The following is a 19,487-nucleotide window of genomic DNA, read 5'->3' on the forward strand; positions in this document are numbered from 1 at the left end:
GCTTACAGGTAGTCGACCACGACCAGGTAAGCACCCTGCAGCGGCTGCTGCTTCGAAGCCTGCACGCTGTAGCGCTCGGAGAAGGCGATATCGCCGGCGCGCATCGCGCTGGCCGACACCGACAGCTTCTGGCCCTGACGCTTGCCATCGCGCAGCGTCGCGGCCTGGCCATCGGCCAGTGCCGTCACGGCCACCGTCGAGCCCTTGGCCGACGGCGGGCAGGCCGCCAGGCTCAGCTCACCCTGGGACAGGTTCGTCGTGCAGCCCGGCTCGGCGATACGGCCGCTGAAACGGATGCTGCCGCTGCTGGCCTGGGCCAGTGCACTGACGGACATCAGGGCCACACACAGCAGAATGGAATTCCTCATGACACGTTCTCTGGTTCGGTGTGTCCTAGTTAGCGACAGGTTCGATCCGTCTTTAATAGGACAAATCCGAATCTGCTAGGGCCATCACCAAGAAAGAGTGATGCGCATCAAATAAGGCGATTTCCACCTGAAAAAGGCCTGTTTTCGCGCATGCCGAACGCGCCGCTCAACCCGTCATCCAGGGCCGTTCGCGACCTGATCGCGTCGCCGTCAAATCCTCCATGCCCGTCGGGATCCCATTCTGCCTACCACGTCACATTTAATGCGTCAATGAATTGGCGTTCAGAAAAATAATGAGACTTTCATCACAGTTGCGCCTATACTTGCGTCACGGATTCAGGGGAAGGTATGTCCGAGTCCGGCCACAGGTGAGACGCAAGGATGGGTCTTGATAGCCCGGCAGTGCTCCTTGCTTCCTCCTCTACTTCTCATCTCTTCAGTAGGGTTAGGTAAAAGCGAATGCACAAGATCAATCTCATTGCCGCTCTGATGCTGGCCGCCGCTCCGCTGGCCGCCAACGCCGCCGACGGCACCATCACCTTCAATGGCAAGGTCACCGACAAGACCTGCACCATCTCGACCCCGGGCGGCAAGGACTTCGCCGTCAACCTGCCGACCGTGTCCAAGAACACTCTGGCCACCGCCGGTGCCGTTGCGGGCCGTACCCCGTTCGCCATCAACCTGACCAAGTGCAGCGCCGGCAACGTCGCGACCTACTTCGAGCCGGGTTCGACCGTCGACTTCAACAGCGGCCGCCTGGTCAACCAGTCCTCGGCCAACGCTGCCACCAACGTGCAGCTGCAGCTGCTGGGTTCGAACAACCAGTTCCTGCCGATCAAGGCTGCCGGCGCTGGCCTGGCCCAGACCAACTCGCAGTGGGTCACCGTCGGCACCGACGGCTCGGCCGATCTGAACTACTACGCTGAGTACTACGCCACTGCCGCCGCCACCCCGGGCGACGTCACCAGCAGCGTCAAGTACACGATCATCTACAACTGATCGTAGCCGTACCCGCACTGGCCGGCGTACGCGCCGGCCAGTGCTCCGCGGCCTCTGGCCACACCCCTCGAGCGTAGTACTTCCGATGAAAGCAATCTTTCCCCGGGCGCTGCTGCTGGCAGCGTTCACGCTGCCCTTCTGCCAGAACGCTCTGGCCGGCGTGGTGGTCAACGGCACGCGAGTGATCTATCCGGCGCAGGCGCGCGAAGTCACCGTGCAGGTCGACAACGTGGGCGAATCGCCGGCGCTGGTGCAGGCCTGGATCGACAGCGGCGACGCCAACCAGACCGCTGATACCAGCGATGCCCCGTTCGTACTGACGCCGCCCATCGCGCGCGTCGAGCCGGGCCGCAGCCAGGCGTTGCGCCTGATCTTCTCCGGCGCGCAGCTGCCGACCGACCGCGAGTCGGTGTTCTGGCTGAACGTGCTGGACGTGCCGCCGTCGCCCGACAACGCCGACAGCGGTGACCAGAATTACCTGCAGGTCGCGTTCCGTTCGCGGCTGAAGCTTTTCTACCGGCCGCAGGGCCTGAAGGGCGTCGCCAACGACGCGCCGGCAGCGCTGCGCTGGACCCGCACTGGCGACCGCCTGCGGGTGGAAAACCCGAGCCCCTTCCACGTCACGCTGGCTGAAGTGCATGCCGTGACCGGCAGCAGCGAGAAGACCGTCGAAGACAAGGGCGCGATGGTCGCGCCGAAGCAGAGCCTGGAGTTCACCGCACCGGCGGGCTCCGACCAGGTGCGCTTCATCACCATCAACGATTACGGCGGTCGGGTGGAACACAAGGTCCGCCTCGGCAGCACCGGGGGCTGAACGCGCCGCGCGGGACTTGGGCCTGCGCATCCCGCCACCGCCGCCGTGCGGCGAATTGAAGGAATGTCAGTGTGATCGGAAACAGATTGACATTGTCGATCCATCAGGCGATCTGCCTGCTGGTTGCTGGCGTGGCCTGCCCAGGATGGGCGCTGGCTGCCCCGGCCAATCTCGGCGAACAGGCGCTGATGGCGCAGAGCGGTGCGGCCAATGCGCGTGCACCCGAGTCGGCCCAGTTCAACTCCAGCTTCCTGTCCGGCCAGGCCAAGCAGGTCGATCTGGCGTCCTTCACCAATGGCAACCCGATGGTGGCCGGCACCTACCGCGTCGACGTCTACGTCAACGGTGGCTGGCAGGGCCGCCGCGACCTGCAGTTCAAGGCCGATGAGCAGGGCCGTGTCGACGCCTGCCTGCCGTTGCCGATGCTGGAAGAAATGGGCGTGGACAGCGAGGCCGTGCTGCTGCAGCAGGATCCGTCCGTGCCGACCGACAAGACCAGCTGCGTGCCGGTGCAGCGGCGCATGGCCAATGCCTACGGCATCTATGACAGCGGCAACCTGCGTTACGACCTCAGCATCCCGCAGGTGTTCCTGCGTCGTGAAGCGCGTGGCTACGTCAATCCTTCGCTGTGGGACCGCGGCATCAATGCCGGCTTCGTCGGCTACAGCTTCAACGCCATCGACAGCGACAGCCGCGTCGAGGGTGGCCAGCGCAACCGCAGTGCCTACCTCGGCCTCAACGCCGGCCTGAACCTGGGGGGCTGGCAGTTCCGCCACGATTCCAACCTGACCTGGTCCGAAGGCAACGGCCGCCACTGGCAGAGCATCGCCACTTACGCACAGCGCGGCATCCCGCAGGTGCGCGGCATGCTCACCATCGGTGAGGCCTACACCACCGGCGAACTGTTCGATTCGATCGGTTACCGCGGCGCCAGCCTGGCCAGCGATGACCGCATGCTGCCCGATTCGCTGCGCGGCTACGCGCCGGTCGTGCGCGGCATTGCCGAAACCAACGCACGCGTTGAAGTGCGCCAGAACCAGCAGCTGATCTATTCCTCCACCGTGTCGCCGGGCAGCTTCGTCATCGACGACCTGTACCCGACCGGCTACGGCGGCGACCTGGAAGTGAGCGTGATCGAGGCCGATGGCCGCCGCCGCGAATTCAAGGTGCCGTTCGGTTCGGTGCCGCAGATGCTGCGCGAAGGCGTGTCGCGCTACGCGCTGACCGCCGGCCAGGTGCGCAACAAGCTGCTGGCCGATGAGCCGTGGCTGGTGCAGGGCACCTACCAGCGCGGTATCGGCAACCAGCTGACCCTGTACGGCGGCACGGCGCTGAGCGATGGCTACCTGTCGCTGCTGTACGGTGTCGGCCTGTCCACGCCGGTCGGCGCCTTCGCCGCCGACGTCACTCATGCACGCACCTCGTTCGACCACTATGGCGACCACACCGGTGCCAGCGTGCGCTTGAGCTACAGCAACATGATCGGCGAGACCGGGACCAACCTGACCCTGGCCGCCTACCGTTATTCGACCGAGGGCTTCTACAGCCTGCAGGACGCGCTGTATGGCCGTGATTCGGACAAGCGCGGCATCGATCCGACCACCCGTGGCCGTCAACGCAGCCAGTTCCAGGTAACGCTGAACCAGCCGCTGGGCCGTCGCGGCGGCGCGCTGTACGTGACCGGCTCGGTGCGTGACTTCTACGACCGTTCCGGCACCTCCAAGCAGTACCAGGTGGGCTACAACAATGCCTGGCGTTCGGTGAACTACGGCTTCTCGGCGCTGCGCACCGAAGAGGGCGTGCTTGGCCGCTCCGACACCCAGTACCTGCTGTCGATGAGCGTGCCGCTGGGCCGTGGCACCCACCCGGTGTCGTTCAGCGCCGATCTCGGCGTGCGCGACCGCGGTGGCTACGACAACAGCCGCGTCGGCATCACCGGTTCGACCGGCGTCGACAACAACTTCAGCTACGGCGTGGCCCTGTCCGATTCCCGCGAGGGTGGCACCACCGCGGTCGGCAATGCCGAGTACCGCAGCCGCTACTCCGCGTTGAACGCCACCTACAGCCATTCGCGTGATTTCCGCCAGGCCTCGGTCGGTGCCAACGGCAGCGTGGTCGTGCATCCGGGCGGCTTCACCTTCACCCCGCAGCGTGGCGACACCATGGTGCTGGTCGAAGCACCGGGTGCGCGCGATGCGATCGTCAGCAACGCCCCGGGCCTGCGTGTCGATGGCCGCGGCTACGCCGTGGTGCCGTATGTGTCGCCCTATCGCCTCAACACCGTCACCCTCGACCCGCAGGGCATGGCCCACGACATCGAACTGGAAAGCACCAGCCAGTCGGTCGCGCCGTTCGCCGGTGCGATCAGCTACCTGCGCTTCGATACCCGCAAGGGCAACGCGCTGCTGATCCAGGTCCGCAACCCCGATGGCCGCACCATGCCGTTCGGTGCACAGGTCAAGGACGAGCAGGGCCAGCCGGTGGGCATGGTCAGCCAGGGTGGCCGCCTGTACGTGCGCAGTGACAAGAACCAGGGCAGCCTGCTGGTGGAGTGGGGCGCCGGCGCCGACCAGCGCTGCACCGTCGATTACCAGGTACCGGCAGGCGCCGATGCGTCCAAGACCGGCTTCATCCCGCTGGAGGCAGCATGCCGATGATTTCTTCCCGTGGCCGCAAGGCACTCGCCGGCCTCGCATTGTTGGGCGGTGTGTTGCTGGCACAGCAGGCCAGTGCGGCCTGCCGCATCCAGATCAACGGTTTCGTTGCGCAGGACGTCACCATGGACATGGGGCAGATCGTGATCCTGCCCAGCACGCCGGTCGGTGGCGTGATCAAGGAAATCAGCGAATCGATCAACCAGCGTGACCGGGTTGCCAGCTGTGACTACTGGTCCGGAGGCCGTTCGATCGGTGAGTACGTCAACGCCGCGCAGAAGCGCCCGGTGCCGGGCTTCTCGGATACGTATGAAACCGATGTTCCTGGCGTGGGCATCAAACTGTTCCGTGATTCGGGTTCGATCCAGGTCTATTACCCGCATCAGCTCACTTTCGGCGGCAATTCGACGGTTACGTTGATCGGCGGTCGCTTCCGCATCCAGCTGATCAAGACTGCCGCTCAGACCGGTTCCGGCGTGATCGCGCCGAATGGCCGCTTCACCACGTATTACTTCGACGGCGATGGCCCCGGGCGTCCCGTGCTGACCTCGACCTTCAAGGGCTCGGGCACCACCGTGGTCAGCCCGACCTGCGAAGTGCAGGCCGGCAGCCGCAACATTGCCGTCGATTTCGGCAGCGTGCCCAACACCACCTTCACCGGTGTCGGCTCCAAGGCCGTTGATCGTGACTTCGAGATCCGCCTGAACTGCCAGGGCAGCAATGTCGCGGCCTACCAGAGCAAGATCGGCATCCGCCTCGATGCCGACCAGGACAGCTCGAACATGCCGGGCGTACTGAAGCTCAGTGCGGCCAGCAACAGCGCCACCCGCATCGGCATCCAGATGGTCCAGCGCGATGGCAGCACCGAGCGCGAAGTGCGCTTCGGCCAGACCATCAACGTCGGCACCACCGCGCCGGGTACCAGCGTGATGGCACTGCCGCTGCGTGCACGCTATGTGCAGACCCAGGCCGGCACCGTCGGCGCCGGTGTCGCGAACGGCCAGGCCACGTTCACCATCCAGTACGAGTAAGGCGGCCGCAGGCCGCGCCACTGCTGCGTTCCACCGCAACGTCGTCCGTTCCACGGGCGGCGTTGACTGCGTCTTGATCCTGCAACGATGAAGATCGATGCCACGACGCGCATACAGTCGACTTAATGTGATGTATGTCGCGAATTTGGAGTTTCCTCATGAGATGACCGTCTCCTGCCTGCGGGTATTGGACGGGATCATCGAAAGGATCCAGACGTGGCTACAGCTGCCTGCCCCTCGTCGCACCGGCCTTCCGGAGCGCTGCCATGAAGGTCCTGTCGGTGTTCGGCACGCGGCCGGAAGCGATCAAGATGGGGCCGCTGGTACGGGCCCTGGCGGGGGCTGCGGACATCGAATCGGTGGTCTGCATCACCGGCCAGCACCGGGCGATGCTGGACCAGGTGATGTCGCTGTTCGAGATCAGCGCCGACCATGACCTGGATGTCATGGTGCCCAACCAGACCCTCAATGGGCTGTGCGCGAAGTTGTTCGAGCGGCTTGACGCGCTCTACACGCAGGTGCGCCCGGACCGGGTGCTGGTGCATGGCGATACCACCACGGCGATGACTGCGGCGCTGGCCGCGTTCCATCACCGCATCCCGATCGGCCACGTCGAGGCCGGCCTGCGCACCGGCGACATCAACCGGCCCTGGCCGGAGGAAATGAACCGGCGGGTGATCGATGTGGTCGGCCACCAGCTGTATGCGCCCACCCCCAGCTCGCGCGCCAACCTGGCCCGGGAGCATCTGGGCGGGCAGATCCTGGTCACCGGCAACACCGTCATCGATGCCCTGCAGCAGACCGTAGAGCGCCTGGATGCCGATCCGGCACTGCGAGCCCATGCCGATCAGCCCTTCCACATGCTTGACCCCGGCCGCCGGCTGCTGCTGGTCACCGGCCATCGCCGCGAGAGTTTCGGCCAGGGCTTCGAGGACATCTGCCGCGCGCTGGCCGAACTGGCACGGCGGCCGGACCTGCAGGTGCTGTACCCGGTGCACCTCAACCCGAACGTGCAGGGCCCGGTCAACGCCCACCTCGGCCACCTCGACAACGTGCACCTGGTGCCACCGCAGGATTACCTGCGCTTCGTGCGCCTGATGCAGCGTGCGGACGTCATCCTCACCGACTCCGGGGGCGTGCAGGAAGAAGCGCCCGCGCTGGCCAGACCCGTTCTGGTGATGCGCGACGTCACCGAGCGCCCGGAGGCGGTCGAGGCCGGTGTGGTGACGCTGGTCGGTACCACGCCCTCGCGCATCGTCGAGGGGGTCAATGCGGCACTGGCCCAGCCACCGCAGCCGACCCGCTTCGAGCCTGATGCCAGTCCCTACGGGGACGGCCGCGCCAGCGCCCGCATCGTCGCTGCCCTGCGCGGCACGCCGCTTCCCGAATTCTCGCCCGGTCTCCGCAGCGGCGGTGCCGCCCACCCCCATCCGCATGAAGTGACGCCATGACCCAGACCGGCCGCTCTCCCCTGTTTGTTTCCGCCGCCGCGTTCGTCCTGTCGGGCGTGGTCGGCACTGCCCATGCCGCCGACAACGTCGCCGGCCAGTTCGCCGAATGGAGCGGCGACAGCACGGTGAACCGGCAGATGACCCTGCGCGAACTTGGTTTCCGCCAACCGCTGGTGCTGAGCGGGCAGGAGAGCCAGCGCGAGGTCTACCTGCCGGTACCGGCCGGCGTCGCCACCCGCGATGCGCAACTGCAGCTGGACGGGCGCTATGTGCGCGGCCACGCCGGGCGCACCTCGGGCCTGTGGTCGGTCGATGGCGATCCGATCGCCGCGCGCTCGATCACCGACGCGCAGGGCGACGCCAGCCAGCTGCTGGCCATCGATGGCGAACCCCGGCAGAACGGTTTCGTGCGGGTCGGCGTCGGCTGGTGGTCGATCGTGTCCGACTACCAGTGTGCCGACCAGAGCGCACCGGCCAACGTGCTGCGGCTGTCGCCGGACTCGCGCTTCAGCTACCGCTTCGATGGGCGTGCCGTGGATACCGTGGCCAAGGCCTGGGGCGCGCTGCCACCGCAGGTGCGGCTGCTGGTGGATGGCAAGGCGCTGCAGGCGCCGGCCTACGACGCCGCCTGGCGCATCGGTACCGCGTTGCAGGTCGGCGGCAAGCAGGTGCAGGTGGTGGCGCTGCCCAAGGTCGGTGACAGCGTCGACCTGACCGGCATCAGCATCCCGGCCAGCCTGCAGGGCGTGCCGGCCTATGCCGCGCTGGTTGCCGGCGAGCGTACGCATGCGATCAAGGACCTGGCCGAAGTGGGGGCGCTGCTGTCGTTGCGTGACAGTGGGCCCTTGGCCGCTGACGTGATGATCGGCAGCGATGCGTTGCGGACCGGCGCACGCGCGGCACTGGACGCGCTGGCCGTACAGGTTGCCGCTACGGGTGCCGATGCGGGCACGGCCTTCAGTGCCTGGCGCAGTGCCGACATGGCTGGGCTGGAAAAGCCCGCGGCCAACGCCTCGGTCAGCGTGGTCGCTGTTGCCGGCCGCCCGACGCTGGTGGTCGACCCGGCGGCGGCGGGCAAGGTCGCCGGACTGTTCGCCGAACAGTGGCGCAGTTACGCGCTGGGCCGCAGCCTGCAGGTCAGCCAAGCGGGAACGCCGAAGCTCGACGGAGACCAGGTGCTGCTGAGCCGCCTCGGCAACATCGCCGGTACGATGGATGTGGTCACCCGCGCCGACCGCAGCGCGAGTTTCGACCTCGGCGCGCTGTCGGCCGATGGGCGCCTGCCCGAGGAAGTGGTGATCGATGTCTCGGCGGCACCCAACGCGGCCGGACAGGGTGCGGTGGCTACGATCCATTTCAACGATTACCTGCTGGGTGGCAAGGTGCTGTCGGCCAACGGCCAGCCGCAACGGCTGGTGGCCAAGGTGCCGGCCTACGCCCTGTCGGCGCGCAACGAGATCCGCGTCAGCTTCCTGCGCCAACCGGCACGCCCCTATTGCCACGATCCGGCCACCGGCTACCCCGTCTCGATCCTGCCCAGCAGCCACCTGACCCTGGCCAAGCGTTCGCTGGGCAGTGACTTCGTCGGTGCCAGCAGCCGGCTGTCGCGCGGCAACCAGGTGTTCGTGCCCGGCACCTGGCTGCAGGACGCGCCGACCTCACTGGGCAAGGTCATCGCCGTGGCCAGTGCAGTGAGCGCGTCGCCGGAGGCATCGGAACTGAAGGTGGTCGATGCCGGTGCGGCGGTCAGCCCGGGTGCGCCGTGGCTGGCGTTCGGCGTGGCGCCGTCCGGTGTCGATGTGGCCGGCCTGAAGGACGGTCATCTGCAGATCGGTGGCACGCCGCAGCCACTGCTAGATGTCAGCGGGCTGGATCGTGCTGCCGTGGTGCAGGTGGGGTCGTCCGGAGGCCAGCTGGGCGTTCTCTACAGCGACCTCGGTGCGCAGGCACCGTCGTTCGGCGCGCCGTTCCGGCTGCTGCGCGGCGATCTCGCCGTGCTCGACGGCAGTGATGCCGTGCGCGAATTCGACCGCCAGGATCCCTATGGCACGCGTATCGCGCAGGACGGCAATCCGCAATCGAAGTGGGAACGGCACATGGTCTGGTTGCTGCTGCTGGTCGGCGTGATCGTGTTCGCGCTGCTGGCCGCCCGCGTCACCCAGGTGCGCCGCCGCAAGTCCGCCAACACAGGGCACTGATCCGCCGTGGACGGTCTGTTCTGGAACATCCAGCTGGCCAACTACTACGCCGCCCTGGAAACCACGGCGGCGGCGGTGGCCGTGCTGATCCTGATCTCCAGCCTCGATGACCTGTTCATCGATGTCTGGTACTGGGTGCGTGAGAGCTGGCGCGCACTCACGATCAAGCGCCGCGAGGCCTACCGGCCACTGACCCAGGACGACCTGCTGCAGCGGCCGGAACAGCCGCTGGCGATCATGGTGCCGGCGTGGATGGAGTACGACGTCATCGCGCAGATGGTGGAGAACATGATCAACGTGCTCGACTACCGTGAGTACGTGGTGTTCGTCGGCACCTATCCCAACGACCAGCAGACCATCGACGAAGTGGAGCGCATGCGCCGCCGCTACAAGCGCCTGCGCCGCGTGGAAGTGCCGCATGATGGGCCTACCAGCAAGGCCGACTGCCTGAACTGGCTGATCCTGGCCATCTTCGATTACGAGAAGCGCCACGACATCGAGTTCGCCGGGGTGATCCTGCACGACAGCGAAGACGTGCTGCACCCGATGGAACTGCGCTTCTACAACTACCTGCTGCCGCGCAAGGACATGATCCAGCTGCCGGTCACCTCGCTGGACCGCGAGTGGTACGAGCTGGTGGCCGGCGTCTACATGGACGAGTTCGCCGAATGGCACGCCAAGGATCTGGTGGTGCGTGAAAGTGTTTCCGGCATGGTGCCGTCGGCGGGCGTCGGTACCTGCTTCTCGCGGCGCGCGCTGCTGGCGCTGAGCGCGCAGACCGACAACCAGCCCTTCAACACCGACAGCCTCACCGAGGATTACGACGTTGGTGCGCGGCTTGCGGCGATGGGCATGCAGTCGATCTTCGCGCGCTTCCCGGTGCAGTTCCGCGTGCGTCGCCCGTCATGGTTCGGCTGGGGCCCGGTACGCGAGCGCACCCAGCAGATGGCGCTGTGCGTGCGCGAGTACTTCCCCGACAACTTCCGCGCGTCGTACCGGCAGAAGGCGCGCTGGGTGCTGGGCATCGGCCTGCAGAGCTGGGAGTCGCTGGGCTGGCGTGGCTCGCTGGCCACCAAGTACCTGCTGGCGCGTGACCGCAAGGGCATCATCACCTCGTTCGTCAGCATCATCGCCTACCTCATCTTCCTGCAGCTGCTGCTGTTCTGGCTGCTGAAGATGACCGGGCTGTGGACGATGCAGTTCCCCAGCGTGTTCCAGGCCGGTACCTGGCAGATGAACGTGGCGCTGCTGACCACGGCGGCGCTGGCGACCCGGGTCGTGCAGCGCTTCTACTTCGTCAACCGGCTGTATGGCTGGGAGCATGCGCTGATGTCGATCCCGCGCATGGTGGTTGGCAACATGATCAATTTCATGGCCACCGCACGCGCATGGAAGGTGTTCCTGGCCTACCTGCTGTTCGGCAAGCGCATGGTCTGGGACAAGACCATGCACGACTTCCCGGATGCCGCGCAGCTGGTGCAGACCCGCAAGCAGCTCGGTGAGCTGTTGACCACCTGGCAGGCAGTGGAGCCCGAGCGGCTCCAGCAGGCGCTGGACCAGCAGCATGCCGGCCGGCAGCAGCCACTGGGCCGCATCCTGCTCACCCAGGGCTGGCTGGATGATGAAACGCTGGCCGAGGCGATTGCCTTCCAGGGCGACCTGCAACGCGCGGTAATCGATGTGGACTACCTGCGCGCGTGCCAGTTCCCGGTCAGTGCCGATGCCTGCGTGCAATGGCGCATGTTGCCGCTGCCACCGCGCGAGCAAGGCACCCTGCGGCTGGCGGTGGCCAGCCCATTGCCCGAAGAGGCGTTGGCACTGCTGAAGCAGGAAACCCGCAGCGAGCACATCGAACAGAACATTGCCCGCGAAAGCGAGATCAACGCGGGTCTGCGTCTGATCGGTGGCGACCGGCAGTGGCACCTGGACAACGTGCCCTTGCTGGGTGACCTGCTGGTGGAGATGCGCCTGATCGACCACGCGCGGTTCGAGATCGCACTGGACGACTACATGCCGCAGCGCGACGGCCGCATCGGCGATTACCTGGTGAAGCAGGGCATCACCACCGAAGAGGCTGTGGCCCAGGCCATGCAGGAGCAGCGCCGGCGTGCGGCCGCGCTGCAGTCACCGCCTCCCGGAGCCTTGCCGGCATGAAGACCACGCTGCTGTCCACCGTCATTGCCGTCGCGTTGGCCACGGCCAGCGTATCGGTACAGGCCCAGGCCGATGCGCAGCTGCCATTGTCTGGAGCTGCCTACCGTATCGCCGAACAAGCGTTTGCCGCGTATGAGCGTGGTGACTACCGCGCAGCCTACCAGCAGTCCAGCGAAGCGATCCGGCTGCGCCCGGACGTGGTGCGGCTGCGCCTGCTGCAGATCTATGCGTTGCAGAAACTGGGGCGAGGTGCCGAGGCGCAGCAGCAGGCGCGTCGTGCACTGGATGCGGGGTTGACGGATCCGGCGTTGCCGGCGCTGGCGGCTGCCACCGCTGCACGTGGCGCGGCGACTGGCGGCAAAGGTGCGCGCACGACATCCCCGTCGCGTCCGGTCGGCAGTGCCGCAGACCGCAGCAGGCAGCAGGCCTACGCGCTGGCCACCGAGGCATACGCGGCCTATGACGCCGGGCGGATGGGAGAGGCGGCCGGCAAGGCCGAACAGGCCTTCCGGCAGCAGCCGACGCAGGGTGCCTGGGCGTTGCTGTGGGTGGCGGCGCTGGAGGCACAACAGCAGCCCGAACAGGCCGACGCCGCCATCAGCACCGCGCTGCGGTTGGGCGCACCGAATGTCGAGGCGCTACGCGCGCGGCGCGTGGCACTGGACCGCCAACGCGCCCTGCTGCAGGCCCAGCAGGCCTATCAATCGCTGTCCGCAGGCGAGGATGCCGCCGCCATTGAGCAGGCCCACGCTGCCGTGGACCTGGCCCCCGACGTGGCTTCATACCGGTTGCTGCTGATCACCGCACAGCTGCAGGGCGATCAGCTGGCCGACGCTGAGCACAGTGCTGATCAGGCATTGCAGGTGGATGCCAACGACCTCAATGCACGGGTCATGCGCGGTTACCTGCACCAGCGCCAGGGCAATACCGCGCTCGCCAATGAGGACTTCGACACCGCACTCGCTGCGTCGGGGTCAACAACGCAGCAACGCAACGTGCGCCTGCTGGCGGTGGATGCGGCGCTGGCCAGTGCCGACCGCACGCGCGCCGCGGCGCTGCTGGCACCCTTGCAGTCGGCATTGCCAACCGATGCGGGCGATACACGCGCGCAGCAGCTGCTGCAGCAGGGCATCGAGCAACGCGCCCGGGCGATCCGCTCCAGTCGCGCGCTTCCCCGCATCAGCGCCCAGGCCTACCCGGCACCGTTCCAGCACTGCCAGTCTGGCGACACAGGCAATGTCTGCGAGCTGATGCCGGCCGACCTGCAGGGGGATGGCGGTGCCGCACAGCGCGCCTACGCTGCCTATGCGCGGCGGGACTACGCTGACGCCATCGATGAGGCACGGCAGGCGGTGCAGCACGCACCGGACGACGCGAACCTGCAAGGCCTGCTGACCACCACGCTGGCAGCGGGCAACCGTGCCCAGCAGGACGAAGCGCGGCGGCGGCTGGATACGGCGCTGGCACAGCACCCTGATGACGCAGGAGCACTGATGCAGCGCGGCTACCTCAACCAGAAGGCAAGGGACCCGGCACAGGCACTGGCCGACTTCCGTGCCGCCGAGGCCACCGGCAAGGCGCCGAAGAGCGTGGTGCTGGACCAGGCGTACGCGAGTGCGGCCAACGGCGATCATCCACAGGCGGTGACGCTGCTGCGTAGCGCCATTGATCGCGCCGATGCCGGTGAGCTGGCACTGGATGAGCACCAGCGCTACAACGTGCGCAATGCCATCGCCAATTACTCGCGCGAGTGGGGCGTGATCGCTTCGGCGGGTTTCCGTGGCGCGCGCCAGGCCGCAACCAATGTCGGCGGTGCGGCGATCAGCACGCCGGGCGATTCGGTGTTCAGCACGCTGGAGGCGTTCTGGCGGCCACCCGCGTTCAATGACCAGCATGGCACGCTGGAGCTCTACGCACGCCTGCTCAATACGCTGTACGACGAAGGCGGCACCTATGAATCGATCCGTGCGGTGGATCCGTGCACCGGCGAATCAACGCCGGATGCGCGTGCACGCGCCGAGCGCCTCAGTCATTCGCGCTCCACCACCGGCTGGCCGTCCACCATCGCCTCGTTCGGCCTGCGCTACGCATTTGGCCAGACCGGTCTGAGCGCCGGCATCGAGCGCCGCCAGTTCCTGGGCAGCGCAACCCGCCAGGGTGAGGTCTACCCCGCATCGGCGGCCGTGCAGTGCCGCCTGCAGCTGGGACTGAACCGGTCACTGGAAGCCAGCACGCTGGCGCGCTACCGCTTGGCCAGCGGTTCCGGCGGCTGGATGTCCTACCTGACCTACGGCTATTACCACGGCACCGATCTGCGCACCGATGTGAACCAGTGGTGGATGGTCAGTGGCTACGCGCAGGGGGGATATACCTGGGACGACAACGGTGCCACCTTCACCCTCGACGCGCTCGATGCCAACGGTACGCCGGTGCGGCGGATCGGCGATGCCAACGGGCGCCTGCATCGCGAACAGTGGTTCGCTGCCGGTGAACTGCGTGCCGGGCGAAGCTTCCGCTTCGGTGCAGGGCAGACCCAGTGGGTGGTCACGCCGTATGTGGTGGTGGGAGCGGACTGGCTCGACCAGCGCTCGCGCGTGCGCGACATCCGCTATCCGCTGTTCCCGGCGCAGTCGTTCGCGCTCAACGATACGCAGCGCAGCTGGTCACTTGGCGCAGGACCGGGCGTGGGCGTGCGCTACTGGTTCCGCGAGGACCACTACAACACGCCGCGCTCCTACCTGGACCTGACCGTGCAGTACCGCTTCGCGATCGGCGGCGGTGATACGCAGCGCGCCAAGGGCCTGTTCGCCACCGCCATCCTCTACTACTGAGGCAGGCCCCAGCGTCGTCGCAGCGCCGCGGCCTGCGGCGTGTCCTGGGTCAGCCATGGCTCCAGTGCATAGACCAGCACGTGCTGTGCGCCGCTGTCGCGTGCCCATGCCAACTGCCGCTGGATGCGTGCGGCATCGGCCGTTTCGCCCTTGAATCCGCTGCCGTCGGCGGGGCCGCCGGGCAGTTCGCGGAACAACTCAACGATCGCATCGAAGCCGATGCTGTGCGCGTGGAAATGATCGAGCAGCGGTTGCAACTGCTGCACGTTGCCAGCGCCGGCCACCCCCACGCCGTCCTGCACCATCGGTCGCACGGCCGCGTGCGCGAGTAGCGCCTGCCACAGCGTGACCAGGTTGCCATCGGTCTGCAGGCGGCTGAAGTAGCAGGACATCGCGCAGTCGCCGCCGCGTGCGCTGGCGGCCTGCACCAGCCCCTGCAGCCACTGCGCCAGCCATTGCTGGCGGGCCGGATCGGCCCAGTGGTACTGCTCCAGTTCGTAAGGCAGGTACCAGCCCCCGAAGGCCGGCTGCTGCGCCCAGGGCGCCTGTGCCAACCAGCGGCGTGCATGCGCCAGGCTGTCGGCCAGGAACGCCTGCAGCGTGGCGTCGTCTGCGCCGATGGCCTGCCACCAGCGTTGCTGGAAGGGCAGGCCGACACGGATGCGGATATCGTTCTCGCTGGCCGCGGTGAACAGCTGCTGCAGGCTGCCGTCGGGCAGTGACCAGTCGCCGTCGCTGCCACCGACGATGCCGGTCCACTGCAGCACCAGCTGCCGGCAGCCCAGCGTACGTGCAAGCTTCAAGGATCGCTGCCAGTCGGCCAGGCCCCATTGCAGGTGGCTGCGCCACGGCTGCAGGAAGGTGCCATCGACCTGCACCGGCAGCGAGCAGCCGGGCAGGGTAGCGAGCGTACCGGCCAACGGCGCCAGAACCGCCGCGCGCAGCAATCGACGGCGCAACGGCGAAGACGGATCCGTGGGAAGGACAGGCCGAACCATGCCCGCATCATCCCAGAGCACCGTGCGCAGCAGGTGAACCCCGCGTCCGGTAGTGCCGGCCGCTGGCCGGCATCACCTACCGCTTATTCCAACGCGTAGCGCAGGGTGAACAGCACCGCCACCAGCCACACCGCCGGATGCACTTCGCGCCAGCGGCCGGTACCAGCCTTCAGCGCCGCATACGCGATGAAGCCAAACGCCAGGCCGTTGGCAATCGAGTAGGTGAACGGCATCGCCAGCGCACACAGTGCCGCCGGCACCGATTCGGTCAGGTCGCTCCAGTCCACTTCCACCAGTTCGCGCAGCATCAGGCCGGCCACGAACAGCAGCGCCGGTGCGGTGGCATAGCTGGGCACCATCGCCGCCAATGGCGAGAACAGCAGCGCGGCCAGGAACAGCGCCGACACCACCAGCGCGGTCAGGCCGGTACGGCCGCCCACCTGCACGCCCGAGGCGCTTTCAGCGAAGGCGGTGGTGCTGCTGGTGCCCAGCATCGAACCCGCCACGATGGCGGTGCTGTCGGCCAGCAGGGCGCGGCCGAAACGCTTCTGCGCACCCGGCAGCTTCAGCAGGCCGGCGCGACCGACCACGCCGTACAGGGTGCCGGTGGCATCGAACACTTCCACCAGCACGAACACCAGCACCACCTGCAGCAGCACCGCGATCGGCGCGCCGCCGTCGTGGTGCAGCAGGCCCGGCAGGTCCAGCTGCAGGAAGGTCGGTGCCAGGCTCGGCGGCAGCGAGACCAGGCCCTGGTACTGCACGTCGCCCAGTGCCCAGCCGGCGCCGGTTACCGCCAGGATGCCGATCAGGATCGCACCGCGGATGCGGCGCGCTTCCAGCACCGCGATCAGCAGGAAACCCGCCAGCGCCAGCAGCGGCGGCGCGGTGTTCAACGGGCCCAGCGCCACCAGCGTGTCTTCATTGCCGACGATCACGCCGGACTTCTGCAGCGCGATGATCGCCAGGAACAGGCCGATGCCGGCCACGATGGCCGAGCGCAGCGACGAAGGAATGCCCGACACCAGCCATGCACGCACGCCAGTCAGCGACAGCACCAGGAACACCAGGCCGGAGATGAACACCGCGCCCAGTGCCTGCTGCCACGGCAGGCCGGCAGCGCCGACCACGGTGAAGGCGAAGAACGCGTTCAGGCCCATGCCGGGCGCCATGCCGACCGGGAAGTTGGCGGCCAGCGCCATCACCGCCGAACCCAGTGCAGCAGCCAGGCAGGTGGCCACGAACACCGCGCCCGCATCCATGCCGGTGGTGCCGAGAATCTCGGGATTGACGAAGACGATGTAGGACATCGTCAGGAAGGTGGTGACACCGGCCAGCAGCTCGGTGCGCACGGTGGTGCCGTGCTGCTGCAGCTGGAACAGGCGCTCGAACAGGGACATGGGGTCGCTCATGGGTAGATGCCGGCCGCTGGCCGGCATGCATGGTCGGTACACATTGCAAAAGGAGAAAGGCCGCGCGAGCGCGGCCTTTCCTCTTGCCTTACTTCAGCGCCTTGAAGCGCAGGCGCTTCGGCGCAGCGTCATCGCCCATGCGGCGGCGCTTGTCTTCTTCGTACTCGCGGTAGTTGCCCTGGAAGAACTCCACGTGCGAGTCGCCTTCGAACGCCAGGATGTGGGTCGCGATGCGATCCAGGAACCAGCGGTCATGCGAAATGACGAAGGTGTTGCCCGGGAACTCCAGCAGCGCATCTTCCAGCGCACGCAGGGTTTCGATGTCCAGGTCGTTGGACGGTTCGTCGAGCAGCAGCACGTTGCCACCCTGCAGCAGGGTCTTGGCCATGTGCAGGCGGCCACGCTCACCACCGGACAGCGAACCGACCATCTTCTGCTGGTCCTGGCCCTTGAAGTTGAAGCGGCCGATGTAGGCGCGCGACTGGATCTCGATGCCGTTGATGTTGAGGATGTCCAGGCCGCCAGCGATTTCCTGGAAGACGTTGTGGTTGCCTTCCAGCGCGTCGCGGCTCTGGTCCACGTAGGACAGCTTCACGGTCGGGCCGACCACGATCTCGCCGGTGTCCGGCTTTTCCTGGCCGGTGATCATCTTGAACAGGGTCGACTTACCGGCACCGTTCGGGCCGATGATGCCGACGATGGCGCCGGCCGGCACCAGGAAGTTCAGGTTGTCGAACAGCAGGCGGTCGCCGAACTTCTTGGAGACGTTCTTGAACTCCATCACCGCATTGCCCAGGCGCTCGCCCGGCGGGATGAAGATTTCATTGGTCTCGTTGCGCTTCTGGTAATCGACCGACTGCAGCTCTTCCAGGCGGGCCAGACGGGCCTTGCCCTTGGTGCGGCCGCCCTTGGCGTTCTGGCGCGACCACTCCAGTTCCTTCTGGATCGCCTTCTGGCGGGCCTTTTCCTGGTTGTCTTCCTGCTTCAGGCGCTCATCCTTCTGGGTCAGCCAGTCGGTGTAGTTGCCCTTCCACGGAATGCCGCGGCCGCGGTCCAGTTCCAGGATCCACTCGGCGGCGTTGTCCAGGAAGTAGCGATCATGGGTGACCGCCACCACGGTGCCGGTGTAGCGCGCCAGGAACTGTTCCAGCCATTCCACCGACTCGGCGTCGAGGTGGTTGGTCGGTTCGTCGAGCAGCAGCATGTCCGGCTTCTGCAGCAGCAGGCGGCACAGCGCCACGCGGCGCTTCTCACCACCGGACAGCTTGCCGACGATGGCATCCCACGGCGGCAGGCGCAGCGCATCGGCGGCCACGTCCAGCTGGTTTTCCAGGGTGTGCGCGTCGCCAGCGGCCAGGATCGCCTCCAGGCGTTCCTGCTCCTTGGCCAGCGCATCGAAGTCGGCACCTTCCTCGGCGTAGGCCAGGTACACCGCGTCCAGCGCGGCCTGGGCCTGCAGCACTTCGCCCACGCCTTCCTCGACCGCTTCACGCACGGTCTTGGTCGGGTCCAGCTCCGGTTCCTGCGCCAGGTAGCCGACCTTGATGCCCGGCTGCGGGCGGGCTTCGCCCTCGAAATCGGTGTCCACGCCGGCCATGATCTTCAGCACGGTGGACTTGCCGGCGCCGTTCAGGCCCAGCAGGCCGATCTTCGCGCCCGGGAAGAAGGACAGCGAGATGTCCTTGATGATCTGCCGCTTGGGCGGGACCACCTTGGACACGCGGTTCATGGTGTAGATGTATTGCGAGGACATGCGGTCTCCGTAGGCGCGGCCCTGCACCCGACCCGTCACGGGAACATCCCGTTGCGGCAGCGGGCACAGACTGAAATGGAATACCGCCAATTATAGCCGGAACCGGTTCCGGGCCGCGCCTGGAACGGGCTGCCGGGCTGGCCGCGGCCTGAATACCTCGTCACAGTCCTGCAGCGGGAAGCGTTTCCAGCCGGAAACGGTTCAGATCGGGTGCGCAATATGGGTTCACCACCCATCCATGCAGAGGTCTGACATGCGCATCAATCGAGTAATGGCCGGCGCCGTGGCCTCTGTGCTGGCGCTCGGCGCCGTGGCCCCGGCCTTCGCCGACAACGACCATCGCCGCGACCATGACCGCCGCGAGTGGCGCGAGGACCGCCGCGAGTGGCGCCAGGATCGCCGTGACTGGGAGCGCGACCGCCGCGAGGCCCGGCGCGACTACCGCCAGGATCGCCGCGAGTGGCACCGCGACCATGACCGCTACTACCGCCCGGCACCGCCGCGTGTGGTGTACCGCCCGGCCTATGGCCCGGGCTACGGCTGGAAGGTCGGCCATCGCTACCGCGACTACTACCGTGGCCCGGTCTATGTGGTGAACGACTACCCACGCTACCACCTGCGCCGCCCGCCCTACGGCCACCAGTGGATCCGCGATGACCGCGGCAACATGCTGCTGGTTGCCATCGCCACCGGTGTGATCGCCCAGTACGTGCTCAGCAGCCGCTGAGGATCGCAGTCGGGGTCGGATCCCTTTGCAGCGCAAAGGGCTCTGCCCCCGCAACGCCACTCGAAACCATACGGGGCCGGATTCCTTCGGGGATGCC

General features: G+C 67.1%; 13 protein-coding genes. 9 read left to right on the forward strand and 4 right to left on the reverse strand.

From position 1 onward, the window contains the following. Nucleotides 1–2 precede the first annotated feature (2 nt). Nucleotides 3–368 carry a hypothetical protein gene (locus D5301_RS16210; RefSeq protein WP_014645902.1) on the reverse strand — a complete coding sequence of 122 codons (366 nt, stop codon included), beginning with the start codon at nt 366–368 and terminating at the stop codon, nt 3–5. Nucleotides 369–827: 459 nt separating this feature from the next. On the opposite strand from D5301_RS16210, the gene D5301_RS16215 reads away from it, so the two are divergent. The 8 genes from D5301_RS16215 to D5301_RS16250 all read left to right on the forward strand — a co-directional run bounded on the left by D5301_RS16215 (nt 828) and on the right by D5301_RS16250 (nt 14,500). Then, nucleotides 828–1,367, forward strand: a complete 540-nt coding sequence (locus D5301_RS16215; RefSeq protein ID WP_094000459.1) for a fimbrial protein — start codon at nt 828–830, stop codon at nt 1,365–1,367. 85 nt (nt 1,368–1,452) lie between these two features. Further along, nucleotides 1,453–2,181 carry a fimbria/pilus periplasmic chaperone gene (locus tag D5301_RS16220; RefSeq protein WP_153856271.1) on the forward strand — a complete coding sequence of 243 codons (729 nt, stop codon included), beginning with the start codon at nt 1,453–1,455 and terminating at the stop codon, nt 2,179–2,181. Between the two features lie 92 nt (nt 2,182–2,273). Further along, entirely contained in the window at nt 2,274–4,838 is a 2,565-nt protein-coding gene (locus D5301_RS16225; protein WP_153856367.1) for a fimbria/pilus outer membrane usher protein, read from the forward strand. After that, nucleotides 4,829–5,866 (forward strand): fimbrial protein, encoded by a 1,038-nt coding sequence (locus tag D5301_RS16230; protein WP_153856272.1) that lies wholly within the window; start codon nt 4,829–4,831, stop codon nt 5,864–5,866. The genes D5301_RS16225 and D5301_RS16230 overlap by 10 nt, the downstream gene beginning before the upstream one ends. 266 nt (nt 5,867–6,132) lie before the next feature. Continuing rightward, nucleotides 6,133–7,317, forward strand: a complete 1,185-nt coding sequence (wecB, locus tag D5301_RS16235; RefSeq protein WP_153856273.1) for a UDP-N-acetylglucosamine 2-epimerase (non-hydrolyzing) — start codon at nt 6,133–6,135, stop codon at nt 7,315–7,317. After that, the gene (locus tag D5301_RS16240) at nt 7,314–9,515 is read left to right on the forward strand and encodes a hypothetical protein (protein WP_153856274.1); all 2,202 of its coding nucleotides are present in this window, start codon (nt 7,314–7,316) and stop codon (nt 9,513–9,515) included. Before wecB ends, D5301_RS16240 begins: the two co-directional genes overlap by 4 nt. A 6-nt stretch (nt 9,516–9,521) precedes the next feature. Next, complete coding sequence (locus D5301_RS16245) at nt 9,522–11,669, forward strand: glycosyl transferase family protein (protein WP_324187338.1); 2,148 nt, start codon at nt 9,522–9,524, stop codon at nt 11,667–11,669. Beyond that, entirely contained in the window at nt 11,666–14,500 is a 2,835-nt protein-coding gene (locus D5301_RS16250; protein WP_153856275.1) for a hypothetical protein, read from the forward strand. The genes D5301_RS16245 and D5301_RS16250 overlap by 4 nt, the downstream gene beginning before the upstream one ends. Here the strand turns inward: D5301_RS16250 and D5301_RS16255 are convergent. From D5301_RS16255 to ettA, 3 genes are all read right to left on the reverse strand, one after another. Further along, a complete protein-coding gene (locus D5301_RS16255) occupies nt 14,494–15,459 on the reverse strand; it encodes a DUF4434 domain-containing protein (protein ID WP_110711024.1) in 966 nt (321 codons plus the stop codon). The two genes, D5301_RS16250 and D5301_RS16255, sit on opposite strands and share 7 nt — an antisense overlap. A gap of 122 nt (nt 15,460–15,581) precedes the next feature. Beyond that, nucleotides 15,582–16,898, reverse strand: coding sequence for an NCS2 family permease (locus D5301_RS16260; protein ID WP_005408048.1), 1,317 nt, complete (start codon nt 16,896–16,898; stop codon nt 15,582–15,584). A gap of 100 nt (nt 16,899–16,998) precedes the next feature. Further along, nucleotides 16,999–18,663, reverse strand: coding sequence for an energy-dependent translational throttle protein EttA (gene ettA / locus D5301_RS16265; protein ID WP_014035954.1), 1,665 nt, complete (start codon nt 18,661–18,663; stop codon nt 16,999–17,001). A 253-nt stretch (nt 18,664–18,916) separates the two neighbouring features. Here ettA and D5301_RS16270 point away from each other — a divergent pair, with 253 nt between their 5' ends. After that, nucleotides 18,917–19,390, forward strand: coding sequence for an RcnB family protein (locus tag D5301_RS16270; protein ID WP_110711025.1), 474 nt, complete (start codon nt 18,917–18,919; stop codon nt 19,388–19,390). Nucleotides 19,391–19,487: the final 97 nt, after the last annotated feature.

Origin of the sequence: Stenotrophomonas sp. MH181796 (assembly GCF_009659995.1) — a bacterium.
Taxonomy (GTDB): domain Bacteria; phylum Pseudomonadota; class Gammaproteobacteria; order Xanthomonadales; family Xanthomonadaceae; genus Stenotrophomonas; species Stenotrophomonas riyadhensis.

Excerpts from the sequence above, each read along its gene's own strand:
- D5301_RS16260 (WP_005408048.1), bottom strand. The coding sequence starts at position 16,898 with ATGTCCCTGTTCGAGCGCCTGTTCCAGCTGCAGCAGCACGGCACCACC.
- ettA (WP_014035954.1), bottom strand. The coding sequence starts at position 18,663 with ATGTCCTCGCAATACATCTACACCATGAACCGCGTGTCCAAGGTGGTC.
- D5301_RS16220 (WP_153856271.1), top strand. The coding sequence starts at position 1,453 with ATGAAAGCAATCTTTCCCCGGGCGCTGCTGCTGGCAGCGTTCACGCTG.
- D5301_RS16230 (WP_153856272.1), top strand. The coding sequence starts at position 4,829 with ATGCCGATGATTTCTTCCCGTGGCCGCAAGGCACTCGCCGGCCTCGCA.
- D5301_RS16210 (WP_014645902.1), bottom strand. The coding sequence starts at position 368 with ATGAGGAATTCCATTCTGCTGTGTGTGGCCCTGATGTCCGTCAGTGCA.
- D5301_RS16250 (WP_153856275.1), top strand. The coding sequence starts at position 11,666 with ATGAAGACCACGCTGCTGTCCACCGTCATTGCCGTCGCGTTGGCCACG.
- D5301_RS16240 (WP_153856274.1), top strand. The coding sequence starts at position 7,314 with ATGACCCAGACCGGCCGCTCTCCCCTGTTTGTTTCCGCCGCCGCGTTC.
- wecB (WP_153856273.1), top strand. The coding sequence starts at position 6,133 with ATGAAGGTCCTGTCGGTGTTCGGCACGCGGCCGGAAGCGATCAAGATG.
- D5301_RS16215 (WP_094000459.1), top strand. The coding sequence starts at position 828 with ATGCACAAGATCAATCTCATTGCCGCTCTGATGCTGGCCGCCGCTCCG.
- D5301_RS16270 (WP_110711025.1), top strand. The coding sequence starts at position 18,917 with ATGCGCATCAATCGAGTAATGGCCGGCGCCGTGGCCTCTGTGCTGGCG.